Source organism: Achromobacter insuavis, from assembly GCF_902859645.1.
Taxonomy (GTDB): Bacteria; Pseudomonadota; Gammaproteobacteria; order Burkholderiales; family Burkholderiaceae_B; genus Achromobacter; species Achromobacter insuavis.
In genome coordinates this window covers 38,627-63,820 of the sequence record NZ_CADIJR010000014.1, presented here as the reverse complement: position 1 = coordinate 63,820, position 25,194 = coordinate 38,627, and the positions used below count along the sequence as shown (strand labels likewise).

At 66.7% G+C, this 25,194-nt stretch carries 25 protein-coding genes; 18 read left to right on the top strand and 7 right to left on the bottom strand.

The window, feature by feature from the left end:
- Positions 1-175: 175 nt before the first annotated feature.
- Together H0523_RS10475 and yjgA are read right to left on the bottom strand one after the other, a co-directional pair.
- On the bottom strand, positions 176-853 hold the full coding sequence (locus H0523_RS10475) for an alpha/beta hydrolase (protein ID WP_054432821.1): 678 nt from the start codon (positions 851-853) through the stop codon (positions 176-178).
- Between the two features lie 15 nt (positions 854-868).
- Positions 869-1,417 carry a ribosome biogenesis factor YjgA gene (gene yjgA, locus H0523_RS10470; RefSeq protein WP_054432820.1) on the bottom strand — a complete coding sequence of 183 codons (549 nt, stop codon included), beginning with the start codon at positions 1,415-1,417 and terminating at the stop codon, positions 869-871.
- A gap of 58 nt (positions 1,418-1,475) precedes the next feature.
- Between yjgA and pmbA the strand changes: the two genes are divergently transcribed.
- The 12 genes from pmbA (at position 1,476) to erpA (ending at position 13,010) form a co-directional block, all read left to right on the top strand.
- Complete coding sequence (pmbA, locus tag H0523_RS10465) at positions 1,476-2,840, top strand: metalloprotease PmbA (RefSeq protein ID WP_054432819.1); 1,365 nt, start codon at positions 1,476-1,478, stop codon at positions 2,838-2,840.
- A gap of 230 nt (positions 2,841-3,070) precedes the next feature.
- On the top strand, positions 3,071-4,384 hold the full coding sequence (locus H0523_RS10460; protein WP_180180055.1) for a TRAP transporter substrate-binding protein: 1,314 nt from the start codon (positions 3,071-3,073) through the stop codon (positions 4,382-4,384).
- Between the two features lie 257 nt (positions 4,385-4,641).
- Positions 4,642-5,796: an ABC transporter substrate-binding protein gene (locus tag H0523_RS10455; protein ID WP_054432817.1), complete on the top strand. Its 1,155-nt coding sequence runs from the start codon at positions 4,642-4,644 to the stop codon at positions 5,794-5,796.
- Positions 5,797-6,045: 249 nt separating this feature from the next.
- A complete protein-coding gene (locus tag H0523_RS10450) occupies positions 6,046-6,927 on the top strand; it encodes a branched-chain amino acid ABC transporter permease (RefSeq protein ID WP_006388637.1) in 882 nt (293 codons plus the stop codon).
- A gap of 2 nt (positions 6,928-6,929) precedes the next feature.
- Positions 6,930-7,796 carry a branched-chain amino acid ABC transporter permease gene (locus tag H0523_RS10445; RefSeq protein ID WP_006392787.1) on the top strand — a complete coding sequence of 289 codons (867 nt, stop codon included), beginning with the start codon at positions 6,930-6,932 and terminating at the stop codon, positions 7,794-7,796.
- Positions 7,789-8,577, top strand: a complete 789-nt coding sequence (locus tag H0523_RS10440; RefSeq protein ID WP_054432816.1) for an ABC transporter ATP-binding protein — start codon at positions 7,789-7,791, stop codon at positions 8,575-8,577. Before H0523_RS10445 ends, H0523_RS10440 begins: the two co-directional genes overlap by 8 nt.
- Entirely contained in the window at positions 8,574-9,284 is a 711-nt protein-coding gene (locus H0523_RS10435; RefSeq protein WP_006392789.1) for an ABC transporter ATP-binding protein, read from the top strand. The genes H0523_RS10440 and H0523_RS10435 overlap by 4 nt, the downstream gene beginning before the upstream one ends.
- A 396-nt stretch (positions 9,285-9,680) precedes the next feature.
- A complete protein-coding gene (gene rplM / locus H0523_RS10430) occupies positions 9,681-10,109 on the top strand; it encodes a 50S ribosomal protein L13 (protein WP_006217309.1) in 429 nt (142 codons plus the stop codon).
- Between the two features lie 9 nt (positions 10,110-10,118).
- A complete protein-coding gene (rpsI, locus tag H0523_RS10425) occupies positions 10,119-10,511 on the top strand; it encodes a 30S ribosomal protein S9 (protein ID WP_006388641.1) in 393 nt (130 codons plus the stop codon).
- 188 nt (positions 10,512-10,699) lie between these two features.
- Positions 10,700-11,764, top strand: coding sequence for an N-acetyl-gamma-glutamyl-phosphate reductase (argC, locus tag H0523_RS10420; protein WP_054432815.1), 1,065 nt, complete (start codon positions 10,700-10,702; stop codon positions 11,762-11,764).
- A 41-nt stretch (positions 11,765-11,805) separates the two neighbouring features.
- Positions 11,806-12,552, top strand: a complete 747-nt coding sequence (locus H0523_RS10415; protein ID WP_054432855.1) for a DUF6776 family protein — start codon at positions 11,806-11,808, stop codon at positions 12,550-12,552.
- A gap of 86 nt (positions 12,553-12,638) precedes the next feature.
- Positions 12,639-13,010, top strand: coding sequence for an iron-sulfur cluster insertion protein ErpA (gene erpA / locus H0523_RS10410; protein ID WP_006388644.1), 372 nt, complete (start codon positions 12,639-12,641; stop codon positions 13,008-13,010).
- 87 nt (positions 13,011-13,097) lie between these two features.
- On the opposite strand, the gene H0523_RS10405 is transcribed toward erpA, so the two are convergent.
- Both H0523_RS10405 and H0523_RS10400 read right to left on the bottom strand, forming a co-directional pair.
- The gene (locus H0523_RS10405) at positions 13,098-14,207 is read right to left on the bottom strand and encodes an anhydro-N-acetylmuramic acid kinase (RefSeq protein WP_054432814.1); all 1,110 of its coding nucleotides are present in this window, start codon (positions 14,205-14,207) and stop codon (positions 13,098-13,100) included.
- Positions 14,208-14,286: 79 nt separating this feature from the next.
- Positions 14,287-15,699 carry a M23 family metallopeptidase gene (locus H0523_RS10400; RefSeq protein WP_054432813.1) on the bottom strand — a complete coding sequence of 471 codons (1,413 nt, stop codon included), beginning with the start codon at positions 15,697-15,699 and terminating at the stop codon, positions 14,287-14,289.
- A 259-nt stretch (positions 15,700-15,958) separates the two neighbouring features.
- Here H0523_RS10400 and tyrS point away from each other — a divergent pair, with 259 nt between their 5' ends.
- Complete coding sequence (gene tyrS / locus H0523_RS10395; protein ID WP_054432812.1) at positions 15,959-17,188, top strand: tyrosine--tRNA ligase; 1,230 nt, start codon at positions 15,959-15,961, stop codon at positions 17,186-17,188.
- 72 nt (positions 17,189-17,260) lie between these two features.
- Positions 17,261-17,917: a YbhB/YbcL family Raf kinase inhibitor-like protein gene (locus H0523_RS10390; protein ID WP_054432854.1), complete on the top strand. Its 657-nt coding sequence runs from the start codon at positions 17,261-17,263 to the stop codon at positions 17,915-17,917.
- A gap of 79 nt (positions 17,918-17,996) precedes the next feature.
- Here the strand turns inward: H0523_RS10390 and H0523_RS10385 are convergent, their stop codons facing one another.
- On the bottom strand, positions 17,997-18,635 hold the full coding sequence (locus tag H0523_RS10385; RefSeq protein ID WP_054432811.1) for a LysE family translocator: 639 nt from the start codon (positions 18,633-18,635) through the stop codon (positions 17,997-17,999).
- 205 nt (positions 18,636-18,840) lie between these two features.
- Between H0523_RS10385 and glyA the strand changes: the two genes are divergently transcribed.
- The 3 genes from glyA (at position 18,841) to nrdR (ending at position 22,256) form a co-directional block, all read left to right on the top strand.
- Entirely contained in the window at positions 18,841-20,091 is a 1,251-nt protein-coding gene (glyA, locus tag H0523_RS10380; protein ID WP_054432809.1) for a serine hydroxymethyltransferase, read from the top strand.
- Positions 20,092-20,483: 392 nt separating this feature from the next.
- The gene (locus tag H0523_RS10375) at positions 20,484-21,626 is read left to right on the top strand and encodes a hypothetical protein (protein WP_156350358.1); all 1,143 of its coding nucleotides are present in this window, start codon (positions 20,484-20,486) and stop codon (positions 21,624-21,626) included.
- A gap of 150 nt (positions 21,627-21,776) precedes the next feature.
- Complete coding sequence (nrdR, locus tag H0523_RS10370) at positions 21,777-22,256, top strand: transcriptional regulator NrdR (protein WP_006392798.1); 480 nt, start codon at positions 21,777-21,779, stop codon at positions 22,254-22,256.
- A 22-nt stretch (positions 22,257-22,278) separates the two neighbouring features.
- Here nrdR and H0523_RS10365 read toward each other — a convergent pair whose 3' ends face one another.
- Positions 22,279-23,238, bottom strand: a complete 960-nt coding sequence (locus H0523_RS10365; protein WP_054432805.1) for a GlxA family transcriptional regulator — start codon at positions 23,236-23,238, stop codon at positions 22,279-22,281.
- A gap of 11 nt (positions 23,239-23,249) precedes the next feature.
- Entirely contained in the window at positions 23,250-23,819 is a 570-nt protein-coding gene (locus tag H0523_RS10360) for a cysteine hydrolase family protein (protein WP_054432804.1), read from the bottom strand.
- Positions 23,820-24,023: 204 nt separating this feature from the next.
- Between H0523_RS10360 and ribD the strand changes: the two genes are divergently transcribed.
- Entirely contained in the window at positions 24,024-25,193 is a 1,170-nt protein-coding gene (gene ribD, locus H0523_RS10355; protein ID WP_054432853.1) for a bifunctional diaminohydroxyphosphoribosylaminopyrimidine deaminase/5-amino-6-(5-phosphoribosylamino)uracil reductase RibD, read from the top strand.
- Position 25,194: the final 1 nt, after the last annotated feature.

The following is a 25,194-nucleotide window of genomic DNA, read 5'->3' as shown; positions in this document are numbered from 1 at the left end:
CAATCGCGGCCCACAAGCGTTTTGATATTGGCGTTTTCTCTAGGGGCGAGCATCAGGCAGCGCCGGAAAATCCGGAGCTGGAATACCACTTGGTATACAAAGCAGGGGAGTCCCCCGTTGGAATGGCCCGGAGAATCCGGGCCCGGGGGGAGGGCGGCGGCGCGCGCCGCCCGCGTCAGGCCAGGACCTGGTTCAGAAAGCGCGAGATGTCGGCCACTTCCTCGGCGCAGACCGAGTGCGGCATGGGGTAGGTGTGCCAGCGCACGTCGTAGCCCAGGCGTTCCAGCTCGGCTCGCGAGGCCTCGGCGCGCGGCAGCGACACCACCGGGTCATACAGGCCGTGGGCCAGGAAGATCGGGGTGCGCTGGTTGGCCGGCGCGCGCTCGGCCTCGGCGCTGGCCAGCAGCGGCAGGTAGCCCGACAGGCCCATCATGCCGGCCAGCTTGTCCCGCAGGCGCAGGCCCGTGTGCAGGGTCATGGCGCAGCCTTGCGAGAAGCCCGCCAGCACGATGTTCGAGGTCGGGATGCCGCGCGCGTTCTCGCGCGCGATCAGCTTGTGGATCGCGGCTTCCGAGGCGCGAATGCCCTTGGCGTCTTCCACCCGCACCAGGTCCATCACCAGGATGTCGTACCAGGAGCGCATCGCCATGCCATTGTTGATGGTGACGCGCTGCACCGGGGCATTGGGGAAGACGAAGCGCACGCCCAGGCCGGCCGGCAGGTCCAGCTCCGGCACGATGGGCGCGAAGTCGTTGCCGTCGGCGCCCAGGCCGTGCAGCCAGATCACGGCGTGCGTGGGGTTGGGGGCGGTTTCGATCTCGATGCAATCGAGCAGGTCGGTCGGGGCGTTCATGGACGGCGGGCGCGATCAGTGGGTGAGGGTCTTGAGGGTCTGGAACAGCGCGCGGTAGTGCTTTTTCTGCGGTTCCTGGCCCTGCAGCAACGCGGCGTTGGCCAGCTTTTCCTTGCGGGCGGCGCGGATCACCGCGCGCAGCTGCTGCACATCCGCCTGCGGATTGTCGTTCAGCAGCTTGGTCAGGGCTTCGTCGTCGTCGAGCAGGCGGTCGCGCAGGGTTTCCAGGCGGTGCATGGCCGCGGTTTCCTCGCGCGAACCGTTTTCCCAGACGTCGAGCTGGGCGCGGATCTCGTCGGCGGGCGCGTCGCGCATCAGCTTGCCCACGAAGTGGGTCTGGCGGCGCCGGCCTTCGCGGCTGGTGGTGCGTTGCGCCTCGCGGATCGCCTCGTAGAGGCGTTCGGCCAGGGGCAACTGCTTGAGGCGTTCGGGGGACAGTTCGATCAGCTGCTTGCCCAGGTCCAGCAGCGCGTGCATGTCGCGCTTGACCTGGGACTTGCTGGGACGATCGTAGCCGTTCTCGTCGTAGCCGTCGGTGGATTCTTCTTCGATATGGGAATTCATGGAAAACTGCGCAATGACAGACTTGGCTATGATAACCGTCTCTGCAAATTGGACAGCAATGGTCAAATCCTCCTCCTCCTTGCCGCTGGCGGCCAATCACGCGCGTTTTTCCGAACTCGTCGAGCAAACGCTGGCCTACGCGCGCCAGATCGGCGCCTCGGACGCCGCGGCCGAAGTCTCCGAAAGCCTGGGCCTGTCGGTATCGGTGCGCAAGAACGACATCGAGACCGTCGAACAGACCCGTGACCGCTCGCTCGACCTGACGGTCTACGCCGGCCAGAGCCGCGGTTCCGCCTCGACCTCCGACTTCTCCGAAGCCGCGCTGCGCCAGACGGTCGAAGCCGCCTGGCACATCGCCCGCCACACCGCCGCCGATCCGGCCGCCGGCCTGCCCGACGCCGACCAGCTGGCCACCGAATTCCCCGACCTCGACCTGCATCGCGCCTGGACGGTATCCACCGAGGAAGCCGCCGAGCTGGCGCTGCGCGCCGAACGCGCCGCGCGCGAGGTCGATGCGCGCATCACCAACACCGATGGCGCCACGGTCGGCACCTACGAAGGCCAGTTCGTCATGGGCAACACCCGTGGCTTCCTGGGCGGCTACCCGTATTCGCGCCACAGCCTGTCGGTGGCGCCCATCGCCGGGCGCGGCAACGGCATGCAGCGCGACTACTGGTACACCTCCGAGCGCGATCCGGCCAAGCTGGCCACGCCCGAGGCGGTCGGCCGCTACGCCGCCGAGCGCACGCTGTCGCGCCTGTCGGCGCGCCGCATCCGCACCGGCAAGTTCCCGGTCCTGTTCGAGGCCCCGCTGGCGCTCGGCCTGGTCGGCGCCCTGACGCAGGCGGCCAACGGCGGCGCGCTGTACCGCAAGGCCAGTTTCCTGCTCGACGCGCTGGGCAAGCCGATCTTCCCCGACCACATCAACCTGACCGAGGATCCGCACATCCGCGGCGCCATGGGCAGCTCGCCGTTCGATGACGAAGGCGTGCGCACCCGCAAGCGCAGCGTGGTGTCGGCGGGCGTGCTGGAAGGCTATTTCCTGTCCTCCTACACCGCGCGCAAGCTTGGCATGCAGACCACCGGCAACGCCGGCGGCTCGCACAACCTGGTCTTCAGTTCCACCCTGACGCGCCGCGGCGACGATTTCGAGGCCATGCTCAAGAAGATGGGCACGGGCTTCCTGGTCACCGAGCTGATCGGCCAGGGCGTGAACTACGTCACCGGCGACTACTCGCGCGGCGCGTTCGGCTACTGGGTCGAGAACGGCCAGATCCAGCACGCGGTGCAGGAGATCACCATCGCCGGCAACCTGTCGGACATGTTCCGCCAGATCGTCGCGGTGGGCGCCGACACCATCTCGCGCGGCACCAAGACCACCGGCTCGATCCTGATCGAGCAGATGGCGATCGCGGGCACCTGAGTCCCGTTTTCTCGCCCCTGCGCCCGCCTGCGCGGCACCTTCGGGTGCCGGCGGCGGGCGTTTTCATTGGCGCGGCCACGGCGTTCGCGCCGGATCTCGCGGCAACCGGTCCGCGCCTGTCTTTGCAATCCTTTATCGCTCGGGAATTCCTCTAGCCGCCAGGGCCGATTGCAACGTGTAATATCCGGCGGGTATTGCTCAAACTGGTATCGCTGTAGAGGAGCAAAGAGATGCAACGACGTTCATTCTTGAAGCAGGCCGGCCTGGGCGCCGTGGCGACGGGGGCGGCGATCAGCGCTCCCGCCCTGGCGCAGGATTCCCCCTCGATCAGCTGGCGCCTTGCGTCCGGCTTCCCGGCCGCGCTGGACCTGCGCTTCGGCGCCGGCGAGGTCTTCCGCAAATTCGTCTCCGACGCCACCGGCGGCAAGTTCAGCATCCGCCAGCTGGCCGACGGCGAGATCGCGCCCGCGGCGGAACTGATGGACGCGGTCGGCGCCGCCAAGGTCGAGTGCGCCCACGTCTCATCAGGCATCTACTTCGCCAAAAACCCCGCCTTCTGCTTCGATTCGGCGGTGCCGTTCGGGCTCGACGCGGGTCAGATGAATGCCTGGATGCTCGAAGGCGACGGCCTGCGCCTGACGCGCGAACTGTTCAAGGCGCAGAAGATCATCAACTTCCCGCTGGGCAACACCGGTCCGCAGATGGGCCTGTGGTCCAACCGCGAGATCAAGCGCGCCACCGACCTGAAAGACCTGAAGATGCGCGTTGACGGCCTGGCGGCGCAGGTGCTGGCGCAGCTGGGCGTGGCGCCGCAGCAGGCCGGAGCGGCCGCGCAGGCCGGCGACGGGAAGGGCGCCGAAGCCGCCAAACCTGCGGAGGGGGCCAAACCTGCCGAGGAGGCCAAGCCCGCCGAAGGGGCCAAACCTGCCGAAGGGGCCAAGCCCGCCGAAGGGGCCAAACCTGCCGAAGGGGCCAAGCCCGCCGAAGGGGCCAAACCTGCCGAAGGGGCCAAACCTGCCGAAGGGGCCAAGCCCGCCGAAGGGACCAAGCCCGCCGAGGCCGCCGCCAAGACGGGCCCGGACGCCGTGGCCGGCGCCGGCGCCTACGACGACGGCAAGCTGGGCCTGAACAAGACCGCCAGGTTCTACTACGGTCCCAGCTGGTGGGCCGCCAGCGAACAGCTGTCGCTCTATATCAATGAAGAGGCCTGGGCCAAGCTGCCCAAGCACTACCAGGCCGTGCTCGAGGCCGCCGCCCTGGCCGCGCACACCCGCACCACGGCGGCCTACGCCGCCCGCAATCCCGCCGCGCTGGCCCAGCTGGTCGCGGCCGGCGTGCAGGTGCGCGCCTTGCCGCGCTCGGTCATGGACGCCGCGTTCGAGGCGTCCCTGCAGGTCTACAAGGACTTGAGCGAGAAAGACCCGAAGTTCAAGGCGATCCACGACAACTACATGGGCTTTCGCGACAGCGCGATGCCCTGGTTCCGCCTGACCAGCGGCGCCTACGACCAGTACCTGGGCGTGGCGCTGTCGGCGCGCAGTTGATGGCAGGTCCGGATGCCGAATGGCATTCGGTTGGAGGTGGGGTTTTCGCTGATAACCCCGTGTTTTTTACAAAAAAATGGGCGGTTTTGCTCCTTTTGTTGAACGGCATTCGAGTTTCGGCCTGATACAAAGGAGTAATATCCCGGGTCTTGACGCGCAAACGTGACGCCTTCAGGCGCCATTGGACGTCAATCCGGCGGGAACATCCCGGCCTGGATAACCAACATTCCGAGACAGACTTTAAGGTGGTATCAACCATGCAATCCAAGACCAAGAAGCTGCTGGCCGCGCTGATCGCCGCCGGTATCGTCCCGGCCGCCCATGCGGCCGACATCAAGCTGGGCGTGGCCGAGGCCCTGTCGGGCGGCGCCGCCCAGTACGGCGTGTCGATCCGCAACGGTTTCCAGCTGGCGGCCGACGAGATCAACGCCGCGGGCGGGATCAATGGCAACAAGATCGTGCTGGTGGTCGAGGACGAGCAGGGCAAGAAAGAAGAAGCCATCAACGTCTTCAAGAAGCTGATCTTCAAGGACAACGTCCTGATGGTCTTCGGCCCGACGCTGTCGAACTCGGCCCAGGCCGCCGACCCGGTCGCCCAGGCCGCCAAGACGGTCGCCTTCGGCACCTCCAACACCGCCGACGGCATCACCTCGATCGGCAACTACGTGTTCCGCAACTCGGTCACCGAAGCCGACGTGCTGCCGGCCACCATCTCCACCGTCAAGGCCAAGACCGGCCTGAAGAACGTGGCCGTGCTGTACGGCAACGACGACGTCTTCACCAAGAGCGGCTACGACAACTTCAAGAAGGCCCTGGAAGACCAGAAGATCCCGGTCACCACGACCGAAACGTTCGCCAAGGGCGACGTCGACTTCAAGGCCCAGCTGACCAAGATCAAGGGCACCAACCCCGACGCCATCGTGCTGTCGGCGCTGCTGGCCGAAGGCGCCCCGATCATGGTGCAGGCCCGCCAACTGGGCATCAACGTGCCCGTCATCGGCGGCAACGGCATGAACTCGGTCAAGATCTTCGACCTGGCCCCCGGCGGCGCGTCGAACAACCTGTGGATCGGCAGCCCGTGGTCGATCGAGAACAAGGCCCCCGAGAACGTCAAGTTCATCGACGCCTACAAGGCCAAGTTCAACGGCGCGCCCGACCAGTTCGCCGCGCAGTCGTACGACGCCATGTACATCGTCGCCCAGGCCCTGAAGAACACCAAGATCTCCGGCGAACTGGCCAAGGATCGCGCCGCCCTGCGTGACGCGCTGCCCGCCGTCCAGTGGACCGGCGCCACCGGCGCCTTCAAGTTCCGCCAGGCCACCGACCGCGCCGGCAAGCCCGCCGGCTACGACGCCGACCAGGCGCCGATCGTCAGCGTGACCAAGGACGGCAAGTACGTCATCGAGAAGTAAGCAGTCCGCATCCCCGCGCGGGGGGATGCGCCTTGCGGACGGCGGCTGGCCGCGGTCCGCAAGGCGCTTTTTATCGTAGGACTCCCCAGGAATAGAACGGCTCTCTCAGGGCGGCAGGTCCACGCAATGCGCGGCGTGGAAGGCCTTACACAGGCCTGCCCCGAGTCCCGAAGCCGAGCCTGGCGAGCGGCAAGTCCACGCAGGGGGCGCAGCGTGGGGGCTCTTTTTTGATTTGGAATATGTCCCATCATGTTGGAACAACAATTCGTTAACGCCTTGTCGCTGGGCTGTGTGTACGCACTGTTCGCGCTGGGCTTCACGCTGGTATTCGGCGTGCTCGGGGTGATCAACCTCGCGCATGGCGCCGTCTTCATGGTGGGGGCCTACGCGGCGCTCTCCGTGGTGCAGCATTTCGGCCTGCCCCTGTGGGCGGCGCTGATGGTGGCATTTTTCGTTGCCGGCTTCACCGGGGTCATCATCGACTACCTGGTGCTCAAGCCGCTGCGCAAACGCAATGCACCCCACCTGATCCCCATGATCGCCACGATCGGCGTGGGCATCATCCTGAACAATGGCGCGCAAGGCATCTTCGGCGCCAGCAACCTGCGCTTCCCGCACGGCACCGTGCCCGAGGAAGTCATCGAGATCGCCGGCCTGCACCTGACCGTGATCGAACTGGGCATCATCTTCCTGTCGTTCGCGCTGATGGCCCTGCTGATGTTCGTGATGCGTCGCACGCAGTTCGGCCGCGCCCTGCGCGCCATTGCCGAATCGCCCAAGGCCGCCTGGCTGCTGGGCATCAACGTCGAAAAGCTCTTCATCACCACCTCGTTCGCCGCCGCCGCCCTGGGCGGGGTCGCGGGCGTGCTGATCGGCCTGTACTCGAATGCGCTGTTCCCGCTGATGGGCCAGCCGATGCTGCACAAGGGCATCGCGGTCATCATTCTCGGGGGCATGGGCGACATTCGCGGCGCCATGCTGGGCGGGCTGTTCCTGGGCTTCGCTGAAGTGCTGTCGGTGGCCTATATCGGCTCCACCATGCGCGACGCGGTGGCATTCGGCCTGCTGTTCCTGATCCTGCTGGTGCGCCCGCAAGGTCTGTTCGGCAAAGTGGTTCAACGCAAGGCGTGAGTATGAGCGGATTCGAAAACTTCTGGGCCATCTATGGCAACCTGGTGCTGACGCTCGGCACCAACGCCCTGCTGGCCCTCTCCATCTGGCTGACGCTTGCCTGCGGCATGCTGGCCATGGCCAATGCGGCCTTCATGGGCATCGGCGCCTACGCGGCGGCGTTGCTCACCATGAACTACGACGTCTCGTTCCCGGTCGCGCTGGCCGGCGGCATGGCGGCGCCCGCCCTGGTGGCGGCGCTGATCGGGTTGCCGACCTTGCGGCTGTCAGGGGTCTACCTCGCCATGGCCACGCTGGGCTTTGGCGAAGTGGTGCGGGTGACGGTGCTGAACACCGAGTCGATCACCGGCGGCGCGCTGGGCCTGAACGGCATTCCGCAGCTGACGCAATGGTGGCACGTCATCCTGGCGGTCGTCATCGTGCTGTTCGTGCTGTGGCGCGTGCGCGCCTCGAAGATCGGACGGGCCTTCGAGGCCATCCGTGGCGACGAGACCGCGGCCGGCCTGATGGGCATCGACGTGCGCGCCAACAAGATGCTGGCCTTCGTGGCGGGCGCGATGATCGCCGGCCTGGCTGGCGCCCTCAACGCGCACCTGACCTTCTTCATCGGCCCCAACGAATACGGCTTCGACCGCGGCGTTGAAATCCTGACGATGGCCATCCTGGGCGGTATCGGCGGCCTGGCCGGCCCCGTGCTGGGCAGTTTCATCATCACCGTGCTGCCCGAGATGCTGCGCGGCTTCGCGGATTTCCGCCTGGTCATCAACGGAGTGATCCTGGTGGTGATTGTGCTGTTCCTGCCGCAAGGCATCTGGGATCCGGCGCGCTTCAAGCGCTGGATGCGTCAAGGAGGCAAGCGCCATGCTTGAGCTGACCTCCGTTTCCAAGAGCTTCGGCGGCCTGCACGTGCTGCATGACGTCAGCCTGTCGGTGCCCGAAGGCGCGATCTTCGGCCTGATCGGCCCCAACGGCGCCGGCAAGACCACGGTGTTCAACCTGATCACCGGCCTGCTGCCGCCCAGCGGCGGCGGCATCGCCTTCCAGGGCGAAAGCCTGCTGCGCAGGAAGCCGCACGCCATCACCCGCATGGGCATCGCCCGCACCTTCCAGAACATCCGCCTCTTCAAGGAGATGACGCTGCTGGAGAACGTGGTGGTGGGCGCCTACCGCCACATGAACTATGGCTTCCCCAGCCTGTTGCTGGGCCTGCCGGGCTACCGCGAGCACGAGCAGCGCGCCCGCGAGCGCGCCCACGAGCTGCTGACGTGGATGCGCCTGGACCACAAGGCCAACGACCTGGCCGACAACCTGTCGTACGGCGAACAGCGCCGCCTGGAGCTGGCGCGCGCGCTGGCCACCGAGCCCAAGCTGCTGCTGCTGGACGAGCCGGTCGCCGGCATGAACACCGGCGAACGCGCCGAGTTGATGCGCGAGATCCTGGCGATCCGCGACCGCGGCTACACCATCCTCATGATCGAGCACGACATGCGCTTCGTGATGGGGCTGTGCGAACGCATCGCGGTGCTGAACTTCGGCAAGATCATCGCTTGCGGCGGGCCTGAAGAGATCCGCAACAACGAGCAGGTCATCGAGGCCTACCTGGGCCGCGAGGACGACGACGACATCGAAAACGCGGAGGCCGCACAATGAGCGCAATGCTGGAAGTCCGCGGACTCGAGGTCAACTACGGCCACATCGAAGCCGTCCGCGGCATCGACCTGGACCTGGAAGCCAAGGAAATCACCGCCCTGGTCGGCGCCAACGGCGCCGGCAAGTCGACCACGCTGCTGGCGCTGTCGGGCCTGCTGCCCAAGGCGCGCGGCAAGATCCTGTTCGAAGGCGAGGACGTCACCAACCTGGCGCCGCACCAGCTGGTGGCGCGCGGCATCGTCCAGGTGCCGGAAGGCCGGGCCATCCTCACCACCATGACCGTGCTCGAAAACCTCGAGCTGGGCGCCTACCGCCGCGGCCTGAAGAACGTCGATTCGGACCTGGAATACGTCTTCAACCTGTTCCCGCGCCTGAAAGAGCGGATCACCGGCATCGCCGGCAACCTCTCCGGCGGCGAACAGCAGATGCTGGCGATCGGCCGCGCCCTGATGGCCAAGCCGCGCCTGCTGCTGCTGGACGAGCCGTCGATGGGCCTGGCGCCGATCGTGGTGCAGGAGATCTTCCGCTCGCTGCGGGCGATCAATGCCGACGGCCTGACCCTGTTCCTGGTGGAGCAGAACGTGCGCCAGGCGCTCAAGATCGCCCAGCACGGCTACGTGCTGGAGAACGGCGCCATGGCGCTGTCGGGCACCGGCCGCGGCCTGCTCGGCCATCCGCGGGTGCTGGAAGCCTACCTGGGCGCCTGATCCGCGCCGCCCGGCACGGACGGGGGGGGCAGGAGCGCGCGGGCAGGGTTGCCGGCAGCGCGCGCTTGCGTCCCTTTTAAAAATGCGACAGTCGTTCCCCCGGAAACGGCTGTCCATTCGCCTGGATTCGGCCACGGCTGCCCATTTTTTGAGCATCCGTGGTAGAATTTCAGGCTTTCCCTCATTTTGACCATTGCACGGGCGGGTAATAACGCTTAGGCGGGACGTCGATAGGGACAAAGGATCGGCTTAAACCCGATCGGCTTAAACCCGATCGGCTGAAACCCGGCACTGAAACCCAGTTGCTGGAAAGATGCCGGCTCCATTGTCTAGTTGAGGGAAAAAGCCTGGCTGGATCGTCCAGTCAGAGACCATTTTTCATATCTAGGAACCATCATGAAGACCTTTGTGGCCAAGCCGCATGAAGTCCAACGTGACTGGTTTGTGATCGACGCCAAGGGCAAAGTCCTCGGTCGTGTGGCCAGCGAAGTCGCACGTCGTCTGCGTGGCAAGCACAAACCTGAATTCACGCCGCACGTTGATACCGGCGATTACATCGTCATCATCAACGCTTCCGATATCGTCGTTACCGGTACCAAGGCGAAGGACAAGAAGTACTTCCGCCACACCACGTACCCGGGCGGTATCCGCGAAACGAACTTCGAGAAGATGCAAGAGCGTTTTCCCGGTCGCGCCATCCAGAAGGCCGTCAAGGGCATGCTGCCCAAGGGTCCTCTGGGCTACGCCATGATCAAGAAGCTGAAGGTCTATGCCGGTGCCGAGCACCCGCACACCGCCCAGCAGCCCAAGACGCTGGATATCTAAGGAAACGCCATGATCGGTAACTGGAACTACGGAACCGGCCGTCGCAAAACTTCGGTGGCTCGCGTTTTCATCAAGAAGGGCACCGGCAAGATCGTCGTCAACGGCAAGCCCGTCGACGAGTTCTTCGCTCGTGAAACCGGCCGCATGGTCGTGCGCCAGCCGCTGGAACTGACCGGCCACCTGGAATCGTTCGACATCAAGGTCAACGTGCACGGCGGCGGTGAAACCGGCCAGGCCGGCGCAGTCCGTCACGGCATCACGCGTGCCCTGATCGACTACGACGCGACCCTGAAGCCCGCACTGTCGCAAGCTGGTTTTGTGACCCGCGATGCCCGCGAAGTCGAACGCAAGAAGGTCGGCTTCCGCAAGGCGCGCCGTCGCAAGCAGTTCAGCAAGCGTTAATCGCTGCGAAAAAAGCCCGCCTCGTGCGGGCTTTTTTTTACATCCCGGGGCCCAGGCCCCGTCCAGGCCCGCGGAACTCCGCGGGCTTCGTCCGGTCGGACAGCGGTCGCCGCGCGCTTTCAAGCGTGGCGGCAAGGCCGGTTGTCCGAGCGATACAATCGAGCCTCGTTCTACGAAGAGCACACATCATGGCCCAAGCATCGAACTCCCGTATCAAGGTTGGTATCGTCGGCGGCACCGGTTACACCGGCGTCGAACTGCTGCGCTTGCTGTCGCAGCATCCCCATGTGGAATTGACCGCCATCACGTCCCGCAAGGAAGACGGGCTGCCGGTGGCCGACATGTACCCGAACCTGCGCGGCCGCGTGCGGATCGCTTTTTCCTCGCCGGAAAAGGCCACGCTGACCGACTGCGACGTGGTGTTCTTCGCCACGCCCCACGGCGTGGCCATGGCCCAGGCCCAGGAACTGATCGCCGCCGGCACCAAGGTCATCGACCTGGCCGCGGACTTCCGCCTGCAGGACGTGCCCACCTTCGAACGCTGGTACAAGATTCCCCATACCTGCCCGGACATCCTGGCTGAATCCCAGTACGGCCTGGTCGAGCTGAACCGCGAAGCCATCTCCAAGGCGCGCGTCATCGGCAACCCGGGCTGCTACCCGACCACCGTGCTGCTGGGCTTGGCCCCGCTGCTCGAAGGCGGCAAGCAGCTGGTCGATGCGCAGACCCTGATCGCCGACTGCAAGTCGGGCGTGTCGGGCGCCGGCCGCAAGGCCGAAGTCGGCTCGCTGTTCTCCGAGGCCTCGGACAACTTCAAGGCCTACGGCGTGGCCGGCCACCGCCACCATCCCGAAATCGTCGCCCAGCTCGAGAAGATCGCCGGCGGCAAGGTCGGCCTGACCTTCGTGCCGCATCTGGTGCCGATGATCCGGGGCATGTACTCGACCATCTACGCCCGCATCAAGCCCGAGGCGCGCGACACCGACTTCCAGGCCCTGTTCGAGCAGCGCTACGCCGACGAAGCGTTCGTCGACGTCATGCCCGCCGGCAGCCTGCCCGAGACGCGCTCGGTGCGCGCCTCGAACAACCTGCGCATCGCCCTGTCGCGTCCGGGCGGCGGCGACCAGCTCATCATCATGGTGGTGCAGGACAACCTGGTGAAGGGCGCGGCCGGCCAGGCCGTGCAGAACATGAACCTGATGTTCGGCTTCCCCGAGACCGTCGGTCTCGACCAGGTCGCGATCCTGCCCTGATGCCGCGCCGGGTCGGCGGCAAGCCCGCCGGCCCGCTTTTCATGTCCAACGATTCCTCCGCGACACCTCGAACCTCCCGCCCCGGCCTCGGCCTGCGGGTCGCCGCCGGCGTGCTGGCGGGCGTACTGGCGGGTGGCGCGGCCGGCTATTACTACGCCCGCGGCGTCTACCAGCCCAAGGACGCGGTGGTCCTCAGCGCCGACCAGGCCGAGGCGCGCGACGAGGCGATGCGTCAGCAGGCGGTCCAGCTGCGCTATACGCGCGGCCAGCTCGACACCGCCGACGGCGAGCTCGTGATCGAGCGCTCGGCGCGCCAGGAGCTCGAAACCCAGCTGCATGCGGCGCAGGCCGAGGTTGGCCGGGTGCGCGATCAGCTGGCGTTCTATGAGCAATTGCTGCCGCCGGGGCCGGAAGGCACCGTGGACATCCGCGGCGCCCAGATCGATCGCGAAGGCGGGGGCCTGCGCTACAAGGTGCTGCTGATGCGCAGCGGCCGCAATGGCGCGGCCCCGTTCGCCGGCACGCTGCGGTTCCAGGCCACCGGCACGCTCAAGGGCGAAACCGTCACCGTCGACCTGGCGCCGATGCAGGTCAAGGCGGAAAGCGGGCCGGTGCCCGCCACCGGTGAAACCACGACAGCGGCATCGCTGGCCTTGCAGTTCGACCAGTACCAGCGCAGCCAGGGCGTCCTGGCAGTGCCCGAGGGATTTGTCCCCGAAAGCGTCACCATCAGCATCCTGGAGGGCGATGTGGTCCGTGCCTCCCGCAGTGTCAAGCTCGAACTTTGAGTCCGGGCGGCGCCTGCGCTATAGTGACTACATGCGAGTGGCGCAGCCGCTCATCGGAATACGGCCCCAGCGGCCAGGAGTGAATCATGAATGCAGTGACCGAAACCGTCGACCTGCAGGCCGCCCCGCCTGCTCCCCTGGTGTTCACCGACTCGGCAGCCGCCAAGGTCAAGGACCTGCTGGCCGAGGAAGGCAACCCCGAGCTGAAGCTGCGCGTGTTCGTGCAAGGCGGCGGCTGTTCGGGTTTCCAGTACGGTTTCACGTTCGATGAGGTCGTCAACGAAGACGACACCGTGCTGGACAAGGCTGGCGTGCAACTGCTGGTGGACCCCATGAGCTTCCAGTACCTGGTCGGCGCCGAGATCGACTACAAGGAAGACCTGGAAGGCGCGCAGTTCGTCATCCGCAATCCCAACGCCAGCACCACCTGCGGCTGCGGTTCGTCGTTCTCGGTGTAATCCGCGCGCGGCCTCGCGCCGATCGTCCGCCCGACAAAAAAGCCCTTCGGTTTTCCGAAGGGCTTTTTGCTGGGCGCGCGCCGCGCGTCAGGCGGGGTACAGCGCGCCCAGGATGCGCGGGCCGCGGGCGCCGGTGACGCTGGGCAGGCCGGCTGGCTGGCGCGCCAGGAAGGCCTGCGCCAGCCAGGCGAAGGCCAGCGCCTCGACCTGCTGCGCTGGAACACCCAGCGCGTCGGTGGCATGCACCGGGCGCTGCAGGCAATACGCCAGCTCGCGCATCAGCCCCGGGTTGTGGGCGCCGCCGCCGCACACGTAGAGCTCGCGCACGTCGTCGCCGGCTGCGTCGATGGCGTTGGCCACGGTGCGGGCCGTCAGGCGCTGCAAGGTGGCCTGCACGTCCTGAGGGGCCGGCCTGGCGCCGTCGAAGGCGGCCAGTCGGTCGTCCAGCCAGCGCATGTTGAAGAGGTCGCGGCCGGTCGACTTGGGCGGCGGCAGCGCGAACCAGGGTTCGCTCGCGATCAGTTGTTCCAGCAGCGGCGCCAGCACCTGGCCGCTGTCGGCCCAGCGGCCGTCGGCATCGTAGGGCTGGCCCAGGTGCCGCTGGCACCAGCCGTCCAGGAAGACGTTGGCCGGGCCGGTGTCGAAGCCGCGCGGCGCCTGGCCCGGCGCCAGCAGGGTGACGTTGGCGATGCCGCCCAGGTTGAGCACGGCGCGGCCCTGCGGCGCGCCGAACACGGCCGCGTGGAAGGGCGGCACCAGCGGCGCGCCCTGGCCGCCGGCGGCCACGTCGCGGCTGCGGAAGTCGGCCACCACGTCGATGCCGGTCAGCTCCGCCAGCAGGGCGGGCGCGTTCAATTGCACGGTGTATCCGCTGTCGGGACGGTGGCGCACCGTCTGGCCATGGGCGCCGATGGCGGCGATGTCCTGCGCCCGCAGGCGGGCGCCGACCAGCAGGTCGGCGGTCACCTGCGCGTACAGGCGGGCCAGTTCGTTGGCGGCCAGCGCGGCGCGGGCCAGCTCGTCGTCGCCGGCCTGGTTCAGCGCCAGGAATTCGGCGCGCAGCGCGGCCGGCATCGACAGGCTGGCGCTGGCCAGCACCTGCGGCGGCTGGCCGTCGCGCAGGCGCGCCAGGACGCCGTCGACGCCATCCACGCTGGTGCCGGACATCAGGCCGATGAAATGCTGGGGGGTGGTCATGTCGGGTGCCGCCTGGAAAAAAAGCGGCCCGGCATCGAGATGCGCGGGCCGCCTTGCGGGTGCGTCATGCAGGTCCGCCTTAGCGGCTGGCCACGTTGGTCAGCGCGTCGGGAAGAGTCTGCTGGAATTCGGTCAGCAGCTGGATCTGCTGCTTGTACGGCGCCACGGCCTGGTTGAAGGCGCGGATCTCGGCGGGCTCCAGGGCGCGGGCGACGGGCAGGTCGACCGACAGCGGGTCGATCGGCTGGTTGTCGACGCGGAACTCGTAGTGCAGGTGCGGACCGGTGGCCCAGCCGGTGGCGCCGACGTAGCCGATCAGTTGGCCCTGCGAGATCTTGCTGCCCTTGGTGATGCCTTCGGCGATGCGGCTCTGGTGGGCGTACAGCGTCGAGTACTTGCCGTGGTGCTTGATGATGACCACGTTGCCGTAGCCGTTCTGCCAGCCCGAGAACTCCACCGTGCCATCGGCCGTGGAGTGGATCGGCGTGCCCGAGGGCGCGGCGTAGTCCACGCCCTTGTGGCCGGTCCAGGTCTTGTGGATCGGATGCATGCGCATGCCGAACGTGGAGCTGATGCGGCTGAACTTCAGGGCGGTGCGCAGGAACGCGCCGCGCAGGCTGGTGCCATCGAAGTCGTAGTACGAGCCGGTCTTGTTGTTGTCGGCGCTGAACCAGACGGCGGAGTAGGTCTTGCCGCCGTTGATGAACTCCAGGGCCAGCACACGGCCGGCGCCGGCGTAGCGGCCGTCGTGCGAGCGCACTTCGTAGACCACGCGGAACTGGTCGCCCTGGCGCAGGTCGCGCAGGAAGTCGATCTTGGCGCTGAGGATGTCGGCCATCTGCATGGTGACCGAATCCGGGATGCCGGCGGCATCGGTGGCGCCGAACAGCGAGGAGCGGATCGTGCCCACGGCGACGCGGGTCTGGCGATCGGTGCTCTCGGTGATTTCCTCGGCCTTGTAGCCGTTGTCGGTGCGCGCCACGTGCAGCATGCGGGTGACGACCTGGCCGTCAGCCTCGTTGCCGGGGGTGTGGATGTAGCGCAGCCAGATCAGGTTGCCTTCCGCGTCGGTCGCGGCCTGCACCGAACGACCCGGGTACAGCTTGTAGATGCTGCGCGCGCTGGCGTCGTGGGTGAGGAAGGTCTGCAGATCCGGGGAATCCAGTTCCAGGCGCTGCAGCACGGCGGCCAGCGTGTCGCCCGCGCGGATGCGGGTTTCGCTGATGTACGGCGCGGCGCTGGGCGTGCTGACTTCGACCTGTTCGGTGGTCAGCGGCAGGATGCTCTGGATGATGCGGGTGGGGGGGATTTCGCTGCGGTCGGGTTGCTGCACCATGCCCAAGGCGGCGGCGCCGGCAAACAGACCCATGGCGGTGACGAGAAGAGTGCGACGGAGAAGTCCCGAGCGATGGGGCTTGGGCTCGACGGGCGCAAACACGGCAGCAACTTTGCGCTTGATGCTACTCGCCAGGTCGTGGAGGCCACGATTCATCGTGAAGATACCCTCTCAGGTGGCATGAGCTCGCAGGGTGCGTGACACGAACGGCCCCCGCGCGCCACGTTTTCCGGGGCAAGGGCTGGCGCGGGGCGCAACTTGTGAACAACGGGTGGTAACCGGACGCGCAACTGCGTATATATGACAGTTGCGTATGATTAGGGCGGTATCCTAGCTGATTCGGCTAGAATTTTCGATAGTTTTCGTCACTTTTTACACCTTTTTATCGGCTGAAGCCGTCGCGGCCCCCCTAAAAATGTCACCCTCAGAAGCCCCCATCACCCCCGAAGTCGAAGCCGATCTGCGTATTGCCAAGCGCGGATGCGATGAACTGCTGGTCGAAGCCGAATTCGCCCGCAAGCTGGCCCGCAGCCGCGCCACCGGCGTGCCGTTGCGGATCAAGCTGGGGCTGGATCCGACCGCGCCGGACATCCACCTGGGCCACACCGTGGTGCTCAACAAGATGCGCCAGTTGCAGGACCTGGGCCACGAGGTCATCTTCCTGATCGGTGACTTCACCTCGACCATCGGCGATCCCAGCGGCCGCAACAGCACCCGCCCGCCGCTGACGCGCGAGCAGATCGAGGCCAACGCCAAGACCTACTATGCGCAGGCCAGCCTGGTGCTGGATCCGGCCCGCACCGAGATCCGTTACAACTCCGAGTGGTGCGACCCGCTCGGCGCGCGCGGCATGATCCAGCTGGCGTCGCGCTATACCGTGGCGCGCATGATGGAACGCGAGGATTTCACCAAGCGCTTCAAGGGCGGCATCCCGATTTCGGTGCATGAATTCCTGTACCCGCTGATGCAGGGTTACGACTCGGTGGCGCTGAAGTCCGATCTGGAGCTGGGGGGCACCGATCAGAAGTTCAACCTGCTGGTCGGCCGCGAGCTGCAGAAGGAGTATGGACAGGAGCCGCAGTGCATCCTGACGATGCCGCTGCTGGTCGGCACCGACGGCGTCGAGAAGATGTCCAAGTCCAAGGGCAACTACATCGGCATTTCGGAGTCGCCCGATTCGATGTTCGGCAAGCTGATGTCGATTTCCGACACACTGATGTGGCGCTACTTCGAGCTGCTGTCGTTCCGCTCGCTGGAAGACATCGCCGCGCTCCGCCAGGAGATCGAGGGCGGCCGCAATCCGCGCGACGCCAAGGTCATGCTGGCCCAGGAAATCATTGCGCGTTTCCACTCGGCCAAGGCGGCCGACGACGCGCTGGCCGCTTTCGAAGCGCGTTTCCGCGACGGCGCGATTCCGGAGGACATGCCCGAGGTCAGCATCGGCGGCGCGCCGGTCGGCATCCTCAAGCTGCTGCGCGAGGCCGGGCTGGTCGCATCGGGTTCCGAGGCCCAGCGCAACGTCGAGCAGGGCGGGGTGCGCGTCAATGGCGACCGGGTCGAAGACAAATCGTTGCAACTGCCTGCCGGGACTTACGTCGTCCAGGTGGGCAAGCGCAAGTTCGCGCGTGTTAAGTTGAACCCATAATCGCGAAGATTTTGATACGCTGGAGGGACGTTCAAGGCTGGAATGCCTTCGCAGCACTTCAAGGAGCACGACATGAAACTTTCGAGTTTGTCTTTTTCCGATCACGAGTCGATTCCGGAGCGCTACGCCTTCGGCAAGATCGATGCGCAATCGCACGTCGCGCTGGCTGACAACTTCAACCCGCAGTTTTCCTGGGACGACGTCCCGGCGGGCACGCAGTCGTTCGCCTTGATCTGCCACGACCCGGACGTTCCGTCCAAGCCCGACGACGTCAACCAGGAGGGCCGCGAAGTCCCGGCCGACCTGCCGCGGGTGGATTTCTTCCACTGGGTGCTGGTGGATCTGGCCGCCGACATGCGCGAGATCGACGAAGGCGCCTTTTCCAGCGGCATCACGCCGCGCGGCAAGGGCGGCCCGCTGGCGCCGCTGGATGCCCGCCAGGGCATCAACTCGTACTCGTCCTGGTTCGCCAACGACCACGACATGAGCGGCGACTATTTCGGCTACGACGGCCCGTGCCCGCCCTGGAACGACGCGCTGGTGCACCGTTACGTGTTCACGCTGTACGCGCTGGACGTCCACACGTTGAACCTGCAAGGGGCGTTCACTGGCGAAGACGCGCTGCGCGCCATCCAGAAGCACGTGCTGGCGCAGGCGTCGCTGACGGGCACCTACACGCTCAACCCGGCGCTGGCGCCCAAGCAGATCGGCGCGACCTCCGCGTCCTGATCGCCGCGATCAGCAAAAAGGGCCGCATCAATGCGGCCCTTTTTTTATTTCCGGCGCATTCGCCGGACGCGCCGCGCCCTCAGACGCCGGCGCGCTTCAGGCGCAACAATGCCACGCCGAAGGCGACGAACACCGAACCCACGGCCCGGTTGATCCAGCGCACCGCGCGCGGCTGCTGGAACAGGCGGCGGGCACGGCGCGCCAGCAGGCCGTAGGCCAGCAGCGAGGGCAGCGACAGGCCCATGAAGATGCCCGTCAGGATGAAGAACTGCGGCAGCAGCGGTTCGGCCGCGTTCAGGAACTGCGGGAACAGCGCGGTGAAGAACAGGATGGGCTTGGGATTCAGGCCGGCCACGAAGGTCGCTTCGAGATACAGCGCCAGCGCGCCGCGCGGCGGGCGGCCGGCGCTGTCGGGCGGCGGCGCGGCCACGCTGCTGCGGCCCAGCAGGTGGCGCAGGCCCAGGTAGATCAGGTAGGCGGCGCCGGCGATCTTGAGCGCGGCGAACAGCAGGGCGGACGATTGCAGCACCACGCCCAGGCCCAGCATGGCGGCGGCGGACAGCAGGAACAGGCCGGTGACATTGCCCAGCGACGATGGCAGCACCGCGCGCAGGCCGCCGGCGGCGCCGTTGCGCATGGCCAGGATGCTGGCGGGGCCGGGGGTGACGACGCTGACGGCGGCGACCAGGGTGTACGCGACCAAAGTCTGGGTTTGCATGAAAGTTTCTCAAGTCGGGTTGAGCGCGTTTTCCAGCCATGGACGGATGCCGGAATTTTCGCGCCCTTGGCGGGAATTTTGCCGCCATTCGGGGCATTTTGGCGACAGGGGAAGCGGCGGTACGCGGTAAACTATTCGTCATTATCCGGGTTTACCCACCCGGGCGCAGTTTCCTCCTCTCTTACCGCCTCAGGAACCCCCCGTCATGTTTGACCGCAACCTCACCCTCTCCAAGGCTGACCCGGACGTCTGGGCCGCCATCCAGAAGGAAGACGTTCGCCAGGAACAGCACATCGAGCTGATCGCTTCGGAGAACTACGCCAGCCCGGCCGTCATGGAAGCCCAGGGCACGCAGCTCACGAACAAGTACGCCGAAGGCTACCCGGGCAAGCGCTACTACGGCGGTTGCGAATACGTCGACGTGGTCGAGCAGCTGGCCATCGACCGCCTGAAGCAGATCTTCGGCGCCGAAGCCGCCAACGTGCAGCCCAACTCGGGTTCGCAGGCCAACCAGGGCGTGTACATGGCCGTCCTGAAGCCGGGCGACACCGTGCTGGGCATGAGCCTGGCCGAAGGCGGCCACCTGACGCACGGCGCGTCGGTCAACGCCTCGGGCAAGCTGTACAACTTCATCTCGTACGGCCTGGACGAAAACGAAGTCCTGAACTACGCCCAGGTCGAACAGCTGGCCAAGGAACACAAGCCCAAGCTGATCGTCGCCGGCGCCTCGGCCTACGCCCTGCACATCGACTTCGAGCGCATGGCCCGCATCGCCCACGACAACGGCGCGCTGTTCATGGTCGACATCGCCCACTACGCCGGCCTGGTGGCCGGCGGCGCCTACCCCAACCCGGTGCCGCACGCCGACTTCGTCACCTCGACCACGCACAAGTCGCTGCGCGGCCCGCGCGGCGGCGTCATCATGATGAAGGCCGAGTACGAGAAGATCGTCAATTCGGCCATCTTCCCCGGCATCCAGGGCGGTCCGCTGATGCACGTCATCGCCGGCAAGGCGGTGGCTTTCAAGGAAGCGCTGGAACCCGAATTCAAGACCTACGCGCAGCAAGTGGTCAAGAACGCCAAGGTGCTGGCCGACACGCTGGTCAAGCGTGGCCTGCGCATCGTCTCGGGCCGCACCGAAAGCCACGTCATGCTGGTGGACCTGCGCTCCAAGGGCATCACGGGCAAGGAAGCCGAAGCCGTGCTGGGCCAGGCCCACATCACGGTCAACAAGAACGCCATCCCGAACGATCCGGAAAAGCCCTTCGTGACCAGCGGCATCCGCCTGGGCACCCCGGCCATGACCACCCGCGGCTTCACCGAAGCCGAGGCCGAGCTGACCGCCAACCTGATCGCCGACGTGCTGGACAACCCGCGCGACGAAGCCAACATCGCCGCCGTGCGCGCCAAGGTCAACGAACTGACCTCGCGCCTGCCGGTGTACGGCAAGAAGTAATGCGACGGCGGATTTTTTCCGCCCGCATGTGACACGGACGGCTCCGCAAGGGGCCGTCCTTTTGTTTTCCGGGCCGGTGCCCCCGCCGGCGCCGTTTCGCACCCCCGTTCAGGCCTTCATTACCACCCCGATGTGGTAATCCCTCCTATGGCTGAACGGCAAAAGCCGGGCTCGGCCGACCTATATTCAGAGTCGCTTCGGGCGCCATCGCTCGATCCATTTTCCGCCTCCACCGAGCGCCGTCCGACGCTGCCAACCGACACGGCCCTGGATCAGGGGTCGTGTCGGTTGCCTTGCCCGCAGTCCTCGCCACGGCATGCAACGCCCCTTTTCTTGAAATGGCAACGAACCTCCAACCTATCGGGCAACGGCCATGTTCCCGAGAAGACGGCATGACTGAACGGACACGATTTGCGCGCCGAGGCAGCTCGGGCGCGCTGATGGCAGGGCTGCTCATCGCCTGCGCGTTGCTGATCCCGGCGACAGCGCTAGGCGATGAATGTCATTCCGTCATGGGGTCTGCCGCCACCGTGCAATTCCATCTGCCGCCCTCGGTGGGTTTCGCCTTGAGCCAAGTCCCCCCGGAAGGCGCGGTCCTCTATCGAAGCCAACCCTACGTCGTGGATTACTTATGCACCTACACGTCAGGCCCGGCCAAGAATCAGCCCATGCTCACGACGCTTGGGGACTTTACCCCGCTGAGAAACGCCTTGAGGGATTCCGGCCTGGCCCTGGATATCATCGTCGACGGCAATGAGGCCAAGCCCTGGTCTCCCAAGGCATTGGAGTCCGTCGCACAGGTCTTCCCCGAATTCTTTCCGATCGGCGTCCCGTTTGACAGAACCCTGCCCGCCGATCAGCAACGGCCGCAGCACGCCACAATCGTCATACAGCTGAGCGTGAAAAGCAGGAAGGTCACTCCGGGGCGCTACCCGGTGCCCGGAACCACGGTGATCAAGCTGATCTCCGACTTCACCGGCACAGGCAACCCGGGCATCTTCCTGACCACCAGCCCCACGCGGCTACAGTACATCCCCGATACCTGCATCGGCGACGTCGGCGTGGACAATCTGGTTCAGTTCGACCGCGTGGTCGCGACCGCCGGCTATATGGGAACCTTGCCGCAGCAGCGGCCCTTCAATGTCACCGCGCGGATCAATCCCTCCTGCTCGACCGGCAGCCTCACGACGGTCAGACCGGGGGAGGGACCCGATCAAGAGTTCTACATGCCGCTCACGGCGACATTCACGCCGATGGGCACGGAGCGTCTCTCCAGCGATGGGCGCTTCATCTTCCTGCGCAACGAGGAAGGCCAGGAAAACGGCCTGCAAATGCAGATCACCGATCCCGCTGGCCAGCCGGTCATCCTGAACCAGGCCGTCGTTCCCCCGAAAGGCAACTTCGGCGCGTTGCATGGCAGCATCTTGTCATTGCGTAATACCTACGCCGCCGAATTGTCGCCAACGGGTAGCGCCGATGGCATGAAACTCGGCAAGTTCACCACCCAGGTCATGGTGAACGTACGGTTTGAATGAGGGGGCGCTCCGTTCCGATGTGCCGCGGCGCTGCGGAGAAAATGTCCGTCGCGTGCGCAGGGACGAATTTGGCCCCTCTTGACACCGATACACTGCCACATCGTTACAATATCGCTGAATTATTGCTTTCCGTGTTTTCAGGGATCACACATGCGGTGTCCATTTTGCGGCAATTCCGAAACGCAGGTCGTCGACAGCCGTGTCTCGGAAGAGGGCGATGCGATCCGCCGCCGGCGTCGCTGCCAGTCCTGTGACAAGCGCTTCACCACCTACGAGCGGGTGGAGCTGGCGCTGCCTTCCGTGGTCAAGCGCAACGGCAGCCGCAGCGACTACGATCCCGCCAAGCTGCGCGCCAGCCTGAGCCTGGCGCTGCGCAAGCGCCCGGTCAGCACCGAGGACGTGGACGCGGCCGTGGCCCGCATCGAGGAACAACTGCTGGCCAGCGGCCTGCGCGAAGTGGCTTCCGGGCACATCGGCGAGCTGGTCATGAACGAACTGCGCAAGCTCGACAAGGTGGCCTACGTGCGCTTCGCCTCGGTCTACAAGAGCTTCGAGGACATCGGCGAATTCGTCGAGGCGATCCGCGAGATGCAGGGACCGGTGCTGCCCGGCAAGCTGCGCAAGGAATGAGGCCGCGGCACGGCCCGGCGCGTTAAAGCGCCACCGTCCGCGCCATGCTGGGCGTCTGCGGCTGGAACCGGCGCCACACGCGGCGCAGATGCTGGGCCGAGCCGAAGCCGGATTTCTCCGCCACCAACTCCAGGTTCAAGCGGGTCTCGCGCAGCATGTCGCGCGCCAGCGCCACGCGTATCTGATACAGGTAGTCCATCGGCGTGCAGCCGGCATGCTCGCGGAACAGCCGCGTCAGGTGGCGGGCGCTGGTGTGGGCCTGCTCGGCCAGCGATTGCGCCGACCAGGGCGCCGCGGGGTTGCGCACCACCGCGTCCTGCACCCGGTGCACGCCCGGATGCATGTGGTTGCGGTGCTCCAGCCAGGGTGACAGCGCCGAGTCGGTGCCGGCGCGGCGCTGGTACACCACCATGTCGCGCGCCACTTCGCTGGCCACGCGCGGGCCGCAATGGCGCGCCACCATGTGCAGCGCCAGGTCGATGCCGGCGGTGATGCCGGCGCTGCTGACTAGGTTGCCGTCTTCCACGAAGATGCGGTTGTCGTGCAGCCGGGCGCTGGGATCCAGGTCGGCCAGCTGCGCCAGGCAGCTGTGGTGCGTGGTGCAGTCGCGCTGGCGCGTCAGGCCTGCCGCGGCGGCGAACAGGGCGCCGGCGCAGACGGTCATCAGGGTGAAGCCGTCGGCCGGATGGCGCGCCGCCAGCCAGTCGATGATGACGCGGGCCTCGGGCTCATCCAGGCGGATGTGCTTGCCGACCACGCCGGACACGATCACCAGCGCCTCGGGCGGCAGTTTCTCGGGCAGCGGCTGGATCCGGGCCAGGTGCAGGCCGGGAATGCCGCTTTCGACTTCGGTCGACGGGCCGCAGAAATGCTGCGAGAAGGCGTCCGGGCACAGCTTGTTGGCGACCCGGAAGGCCTCGGCCGGCCCGGCCACGTCGAGCAGCACGATTCCCCTGGGCAATACGAAGTGCACGGGAATCATGGCTGGTCGCCTTATTGCGCGTCCGCGAAGACGTCGGCGGCGCGGGCGATGCGGGCGAAGCGGCCCTGCAGCACCAGCTCGGTGGCGTCGCGGATCTCGGCCGGCGTGTAGTGCTTGCCGGACGGGCTCTGCATCGCGAAGGTCAGCGTGGCGTCGGTCGGGAACACCACCTTGAAGCCGTCGTCGCTGGCGTGGCGGGTGGTGGTTTCGCAGCACTGTTCGGTGCGGATGCCGCTGACGATGACGCCTTCGATGCCGTGCTTGCGCAGCCATTCCTGCAGCGTGGCGCCGTCGGCGTCCTTGGCGTAGAGCGAGGAATGCACGGTCTTGTGGAACACGGCGTCGGGGGCGATGCGCAGTTCCTTCAGCGTCTTGACGTGGCCGGAGGCCAGCGAAAACGGATTGGCCGGGTCGTTGGCGGCGCTGATGTGGAACACCTGCAGCACCGGGATGTCGCGGGCGCGGGCGGCGTCGATCAGGCCCTGCAGTTGCGAGACGAATGCCGGGTATTCCGATTCGTCCCAAAACGGACGCTGGCGGAAGGAATCCTGGACGTCGATGACGATCAATGCTTGTTTCATGGCGGCGGGCTCCGTGCCGTGGGATTTCAGGAGGTACGTTGCGTATTGTGTGCCTGCCCCGGCTCCCGGGCGAGGCCGTCTCCAGACCTGCGTCGGCCTAAAACGGACATCCATTTCAGGCCGCTGCGGCCATCATAGCGCCTCCGTCGGCGCCGGCGGGCCCGGCGTGCCGCGGGCCCGCCGCGGACATACAATTTGGCCATGATGATGAATTCCAGCCCGACCCCCGGCCAAGCCGACGACCTGTCCTGGATGCGGCGCGCCCTGGCCCTGGCGCAGACCGTCATGTATTCGACCGCGCCCAACCCGCGCGTGGGCTGCGTGATCGTGCGCGACGGCCGGGTGCTGGGCGAGGGCGCGACCCAGCCGCCCGGCGGCCCGCATGCCGAAGTCTGCGCGCTGCGCGATGCCCAGGCGCGCGGCGAATCGGTGGCGGGCGCCACCGTCTACGTTACGCTGGAACCCTGCAGTCATTTCGGCCGCACGCCGCCGTGCGTGGATGCGCTGCTGGCGGCCGCGCCGGCGCGCGTGGTGGTGGCGATCGGCGATCCCAATCCGCTGGTCAACGGCAAGGGCCTGGCGCGGCTGCGCGAGGCCGGCATCGCCGTCACCACCGGCATCTGCCGCGAAGAGGCGCTGGCCCTGAACGCGGGCTTCATTTCGCGCATGAGCCGCGGGCTGCCCTGGACCTGGCTCAAGATGGCGGCGTCGCTGGACGGCCGCAGCGCGCTGCATAACGGCCTGTCGCAATGGATCACCGGCCCGGAGGCGCGCGCCGACGGCCATCGCTGGCGCGCCCGCAGCTGCGTGGTGCTGACCGGCATCGGCACCGTGCTCAAGGATGATCCGCAATTGACCGTGCGCAGCGTCGAGACGCCGCGCCAGCCGCGCCGGGCGGTGGTCGACGGCCGCTTCGAGATTCCCGAGGACGCGCGCCTGTTCGACGGCGGCGAGGTCATCGTGTTTACGGCCCGCGCCGACGCCGCCAAGCAGGCGCGGCTGGAGGCCAGGAACGTGCGGGTGGTGGCGCTGCCCGCCGAGATGCCCGACCGGGTCGACCTGCCGGCCATGATGCGCTGGTTCGCCGCGCAGCAGTTCAACGAAGTCCACGTCGAGGCCGGCGCCGGCCTGAGCGGCGCGCTGGTCGCGGCCGGCTGCATCGATGAGCTGCTTATCTATATGGCGCCGATGCTGCTGGGCGACGCCGCCGGCGTGGTCAAGCTGCCCATGCTGGAACGGCTGGACGCCGCTCCGCGCTACGAATTCATCGAGGCGGAGCGGGTGGCGGCCGACCTGCGCCTGCGCGCCCGGGTGCCGGAGCACTGGCGAGGGTTGCTGCGGCGGGTCGAGTTGCCCGCCGCCGGGACGCCGTAGC

Bases quoted from the DNA above. Each gene is read 5' to 3' on its own strand.
- H0523_RS10475 (WP_054432821.1), bottom strand. From the start codon at position 853: ATGAACGCCCCGACCGACCTGCTCGATTGCATCGAGATCGAAACCGCC.
- yjgA (WP_054432820.1), bottom strand. From the start codon at position 1,417: ATGAATTCCCATATCGAAGAAGAATCCACCGACGGCTACGACGAGAAC.
- pmbA (WP_054432819.1), top strand. From the start codon at position 1,476: ATGGTCAAATCCTCCTCCTCCTTGCCGCTGGCGGCCAATCACGCGCGT.
- H0523_RS10460 (WP_180180055.1), top strand. From the start codon at position 3,071: ATGCAACGACGTTCATTCTTGAAGCAGGCCGGCCTGGGCGCCGTGGCG.
- H0523_RS10455 (WP_054432817.1), top strand. From the start codon at position 4,642: ATGCAATCCAAGACCAAGAAGCTGCTGGCCGCGCTGATCGCCGCCGGT.
- H0523_RS10450 (WP_006388637.1), top strand. From the start codon at position 6,046: ATGTTGGAACAACAATTCGTTAACGCCTTGTCGCTGGGCTGTGTGTAC.
- H0523_RS10445 (WP_006392787.1), top strand. From the start codon at position 6,930: ATGAGCGGATTCGAAAACTTCTGGGCCATCTATGGCAACCTGGTGCTG.
- H0523_RS10440 (WP_054432816.1), top strand. From the start codon at position 7,789: ATGCTTGAGCTGACCTCCGTTTCCAAGAGCTTCGGCGGCCTGCACGTG.
- H0523_RS10435 (WP_006392789.1), top strand. From the start codon at position 8,574: ATGAGCGCAATGCTGGAAGTCCGCGGACTCGAGGTCAACTACGGCCAC.
- rplM (WP_006217309.1), top strand. From the start codon at position 9,681: ATGAAGACCTTTGTGGCCAAGCCGCATGAAGTCCAACGTGACTGGTTT.
- rpsI (WP_006388641.1), top strand. From the start codon at position 10,119: ATGATCGGTAACTGGAACTACGGAACCGGCCGTCGCAAAACTTCGGTG.
- argC (WP_054432815.1), top strand. From the start codon at position 10,700: ATGGCCCAAGCATCGAACTCCCGTATCAAGGTTGGTATCGTCGGCGGC.
- H0523_RS10415 (WP_054432855.1), top strand. From the start codon at position 11,806: ATGTCCAACGATTCCTCCGCGACACCTCGAACCTCCCGCCCCGGCCTC.
- erpA (WP_006388644.1), top strand. From the start codon at position 12,639: ATGAATGCAGTGACCGAAACCGTCGACCTGCAGGCCGCCCCGCCTGCT.
- H0523_RS10405 (WP_054432814.1), bottom strand. From the start codon at position 14,207: ATGACCACCCCCCAGCATTTCATCGGCCTGATGTCCGGCACCAGCGTG.
- H0523_RS10400 (WP_054432813.1), bottom strand. From the start codon at position 15,699: ATGAATCGTGGCCTCCACGACCTGGCGAGTAGCATCAAGCGCAAAGTT.
- tyrS (WP_054432812.1), top strand. From the start codon at position 15,959: ATGTCACCCTCAGAAGCCCCCATCACCCCCGAAGTCGAAGCCGATCTG.
- H0523_RS10390 (WP_054432854.1), top strand. From the start codon at position 17,261: ATGAAACTTTCGAGTTTGTCTTTTTCCGATCACGAGTCGATTCCGGAG.
- H0523_RS10385 (WP_054432811.1), bottom strand. From the start codon at position 18,635: ATGCAAACCCAGACTTTGGTCGCGTACACCCTGGTCGCCGCCGTCAGC.
- glyA (WP_054432809.1), top strand. From the start codon at position 18,841: ATGTTTGACCGCAACCTCACCCTCTCCAAGGCTGACCCGGACGTCTGG.
- H0523_RS10375 (WP_156350358.1), top strand. From the start codon at position 20,484: ATGACTGAACGGACACGATTTGCGCGCCGAGGCAGCTCGGGCGCGCTG.
- nrdR (WP_006392798.1), top strand. From the start codon at position 21,777: ATGCGGTGTCCATTTTGCGGCAATTCCGAAACGCAGGTCGTCGACAGC.
- H0523_RS10365 (WP_054432805.1), bottom strand. From the start codon at position 23,238: ATGATTCCCGTGCACTTCGTATTGCCCAGGGGAATCGTGCTGCTCGAC.
- H0523_RS10360 (WP_054432804.1), bottom strand. From the start codon at position 23,819: ATGAAACAAGCATTGATCGTCATCGACGTCCAGGATTCCTTCCGCCAG.
- ribD (WP_054432853.1), top strand. From the start codon at position 24,024: ATGATGAATTCCAGCCCGACCCCCGGCCAAGCCGACGACCTGTCCTGG.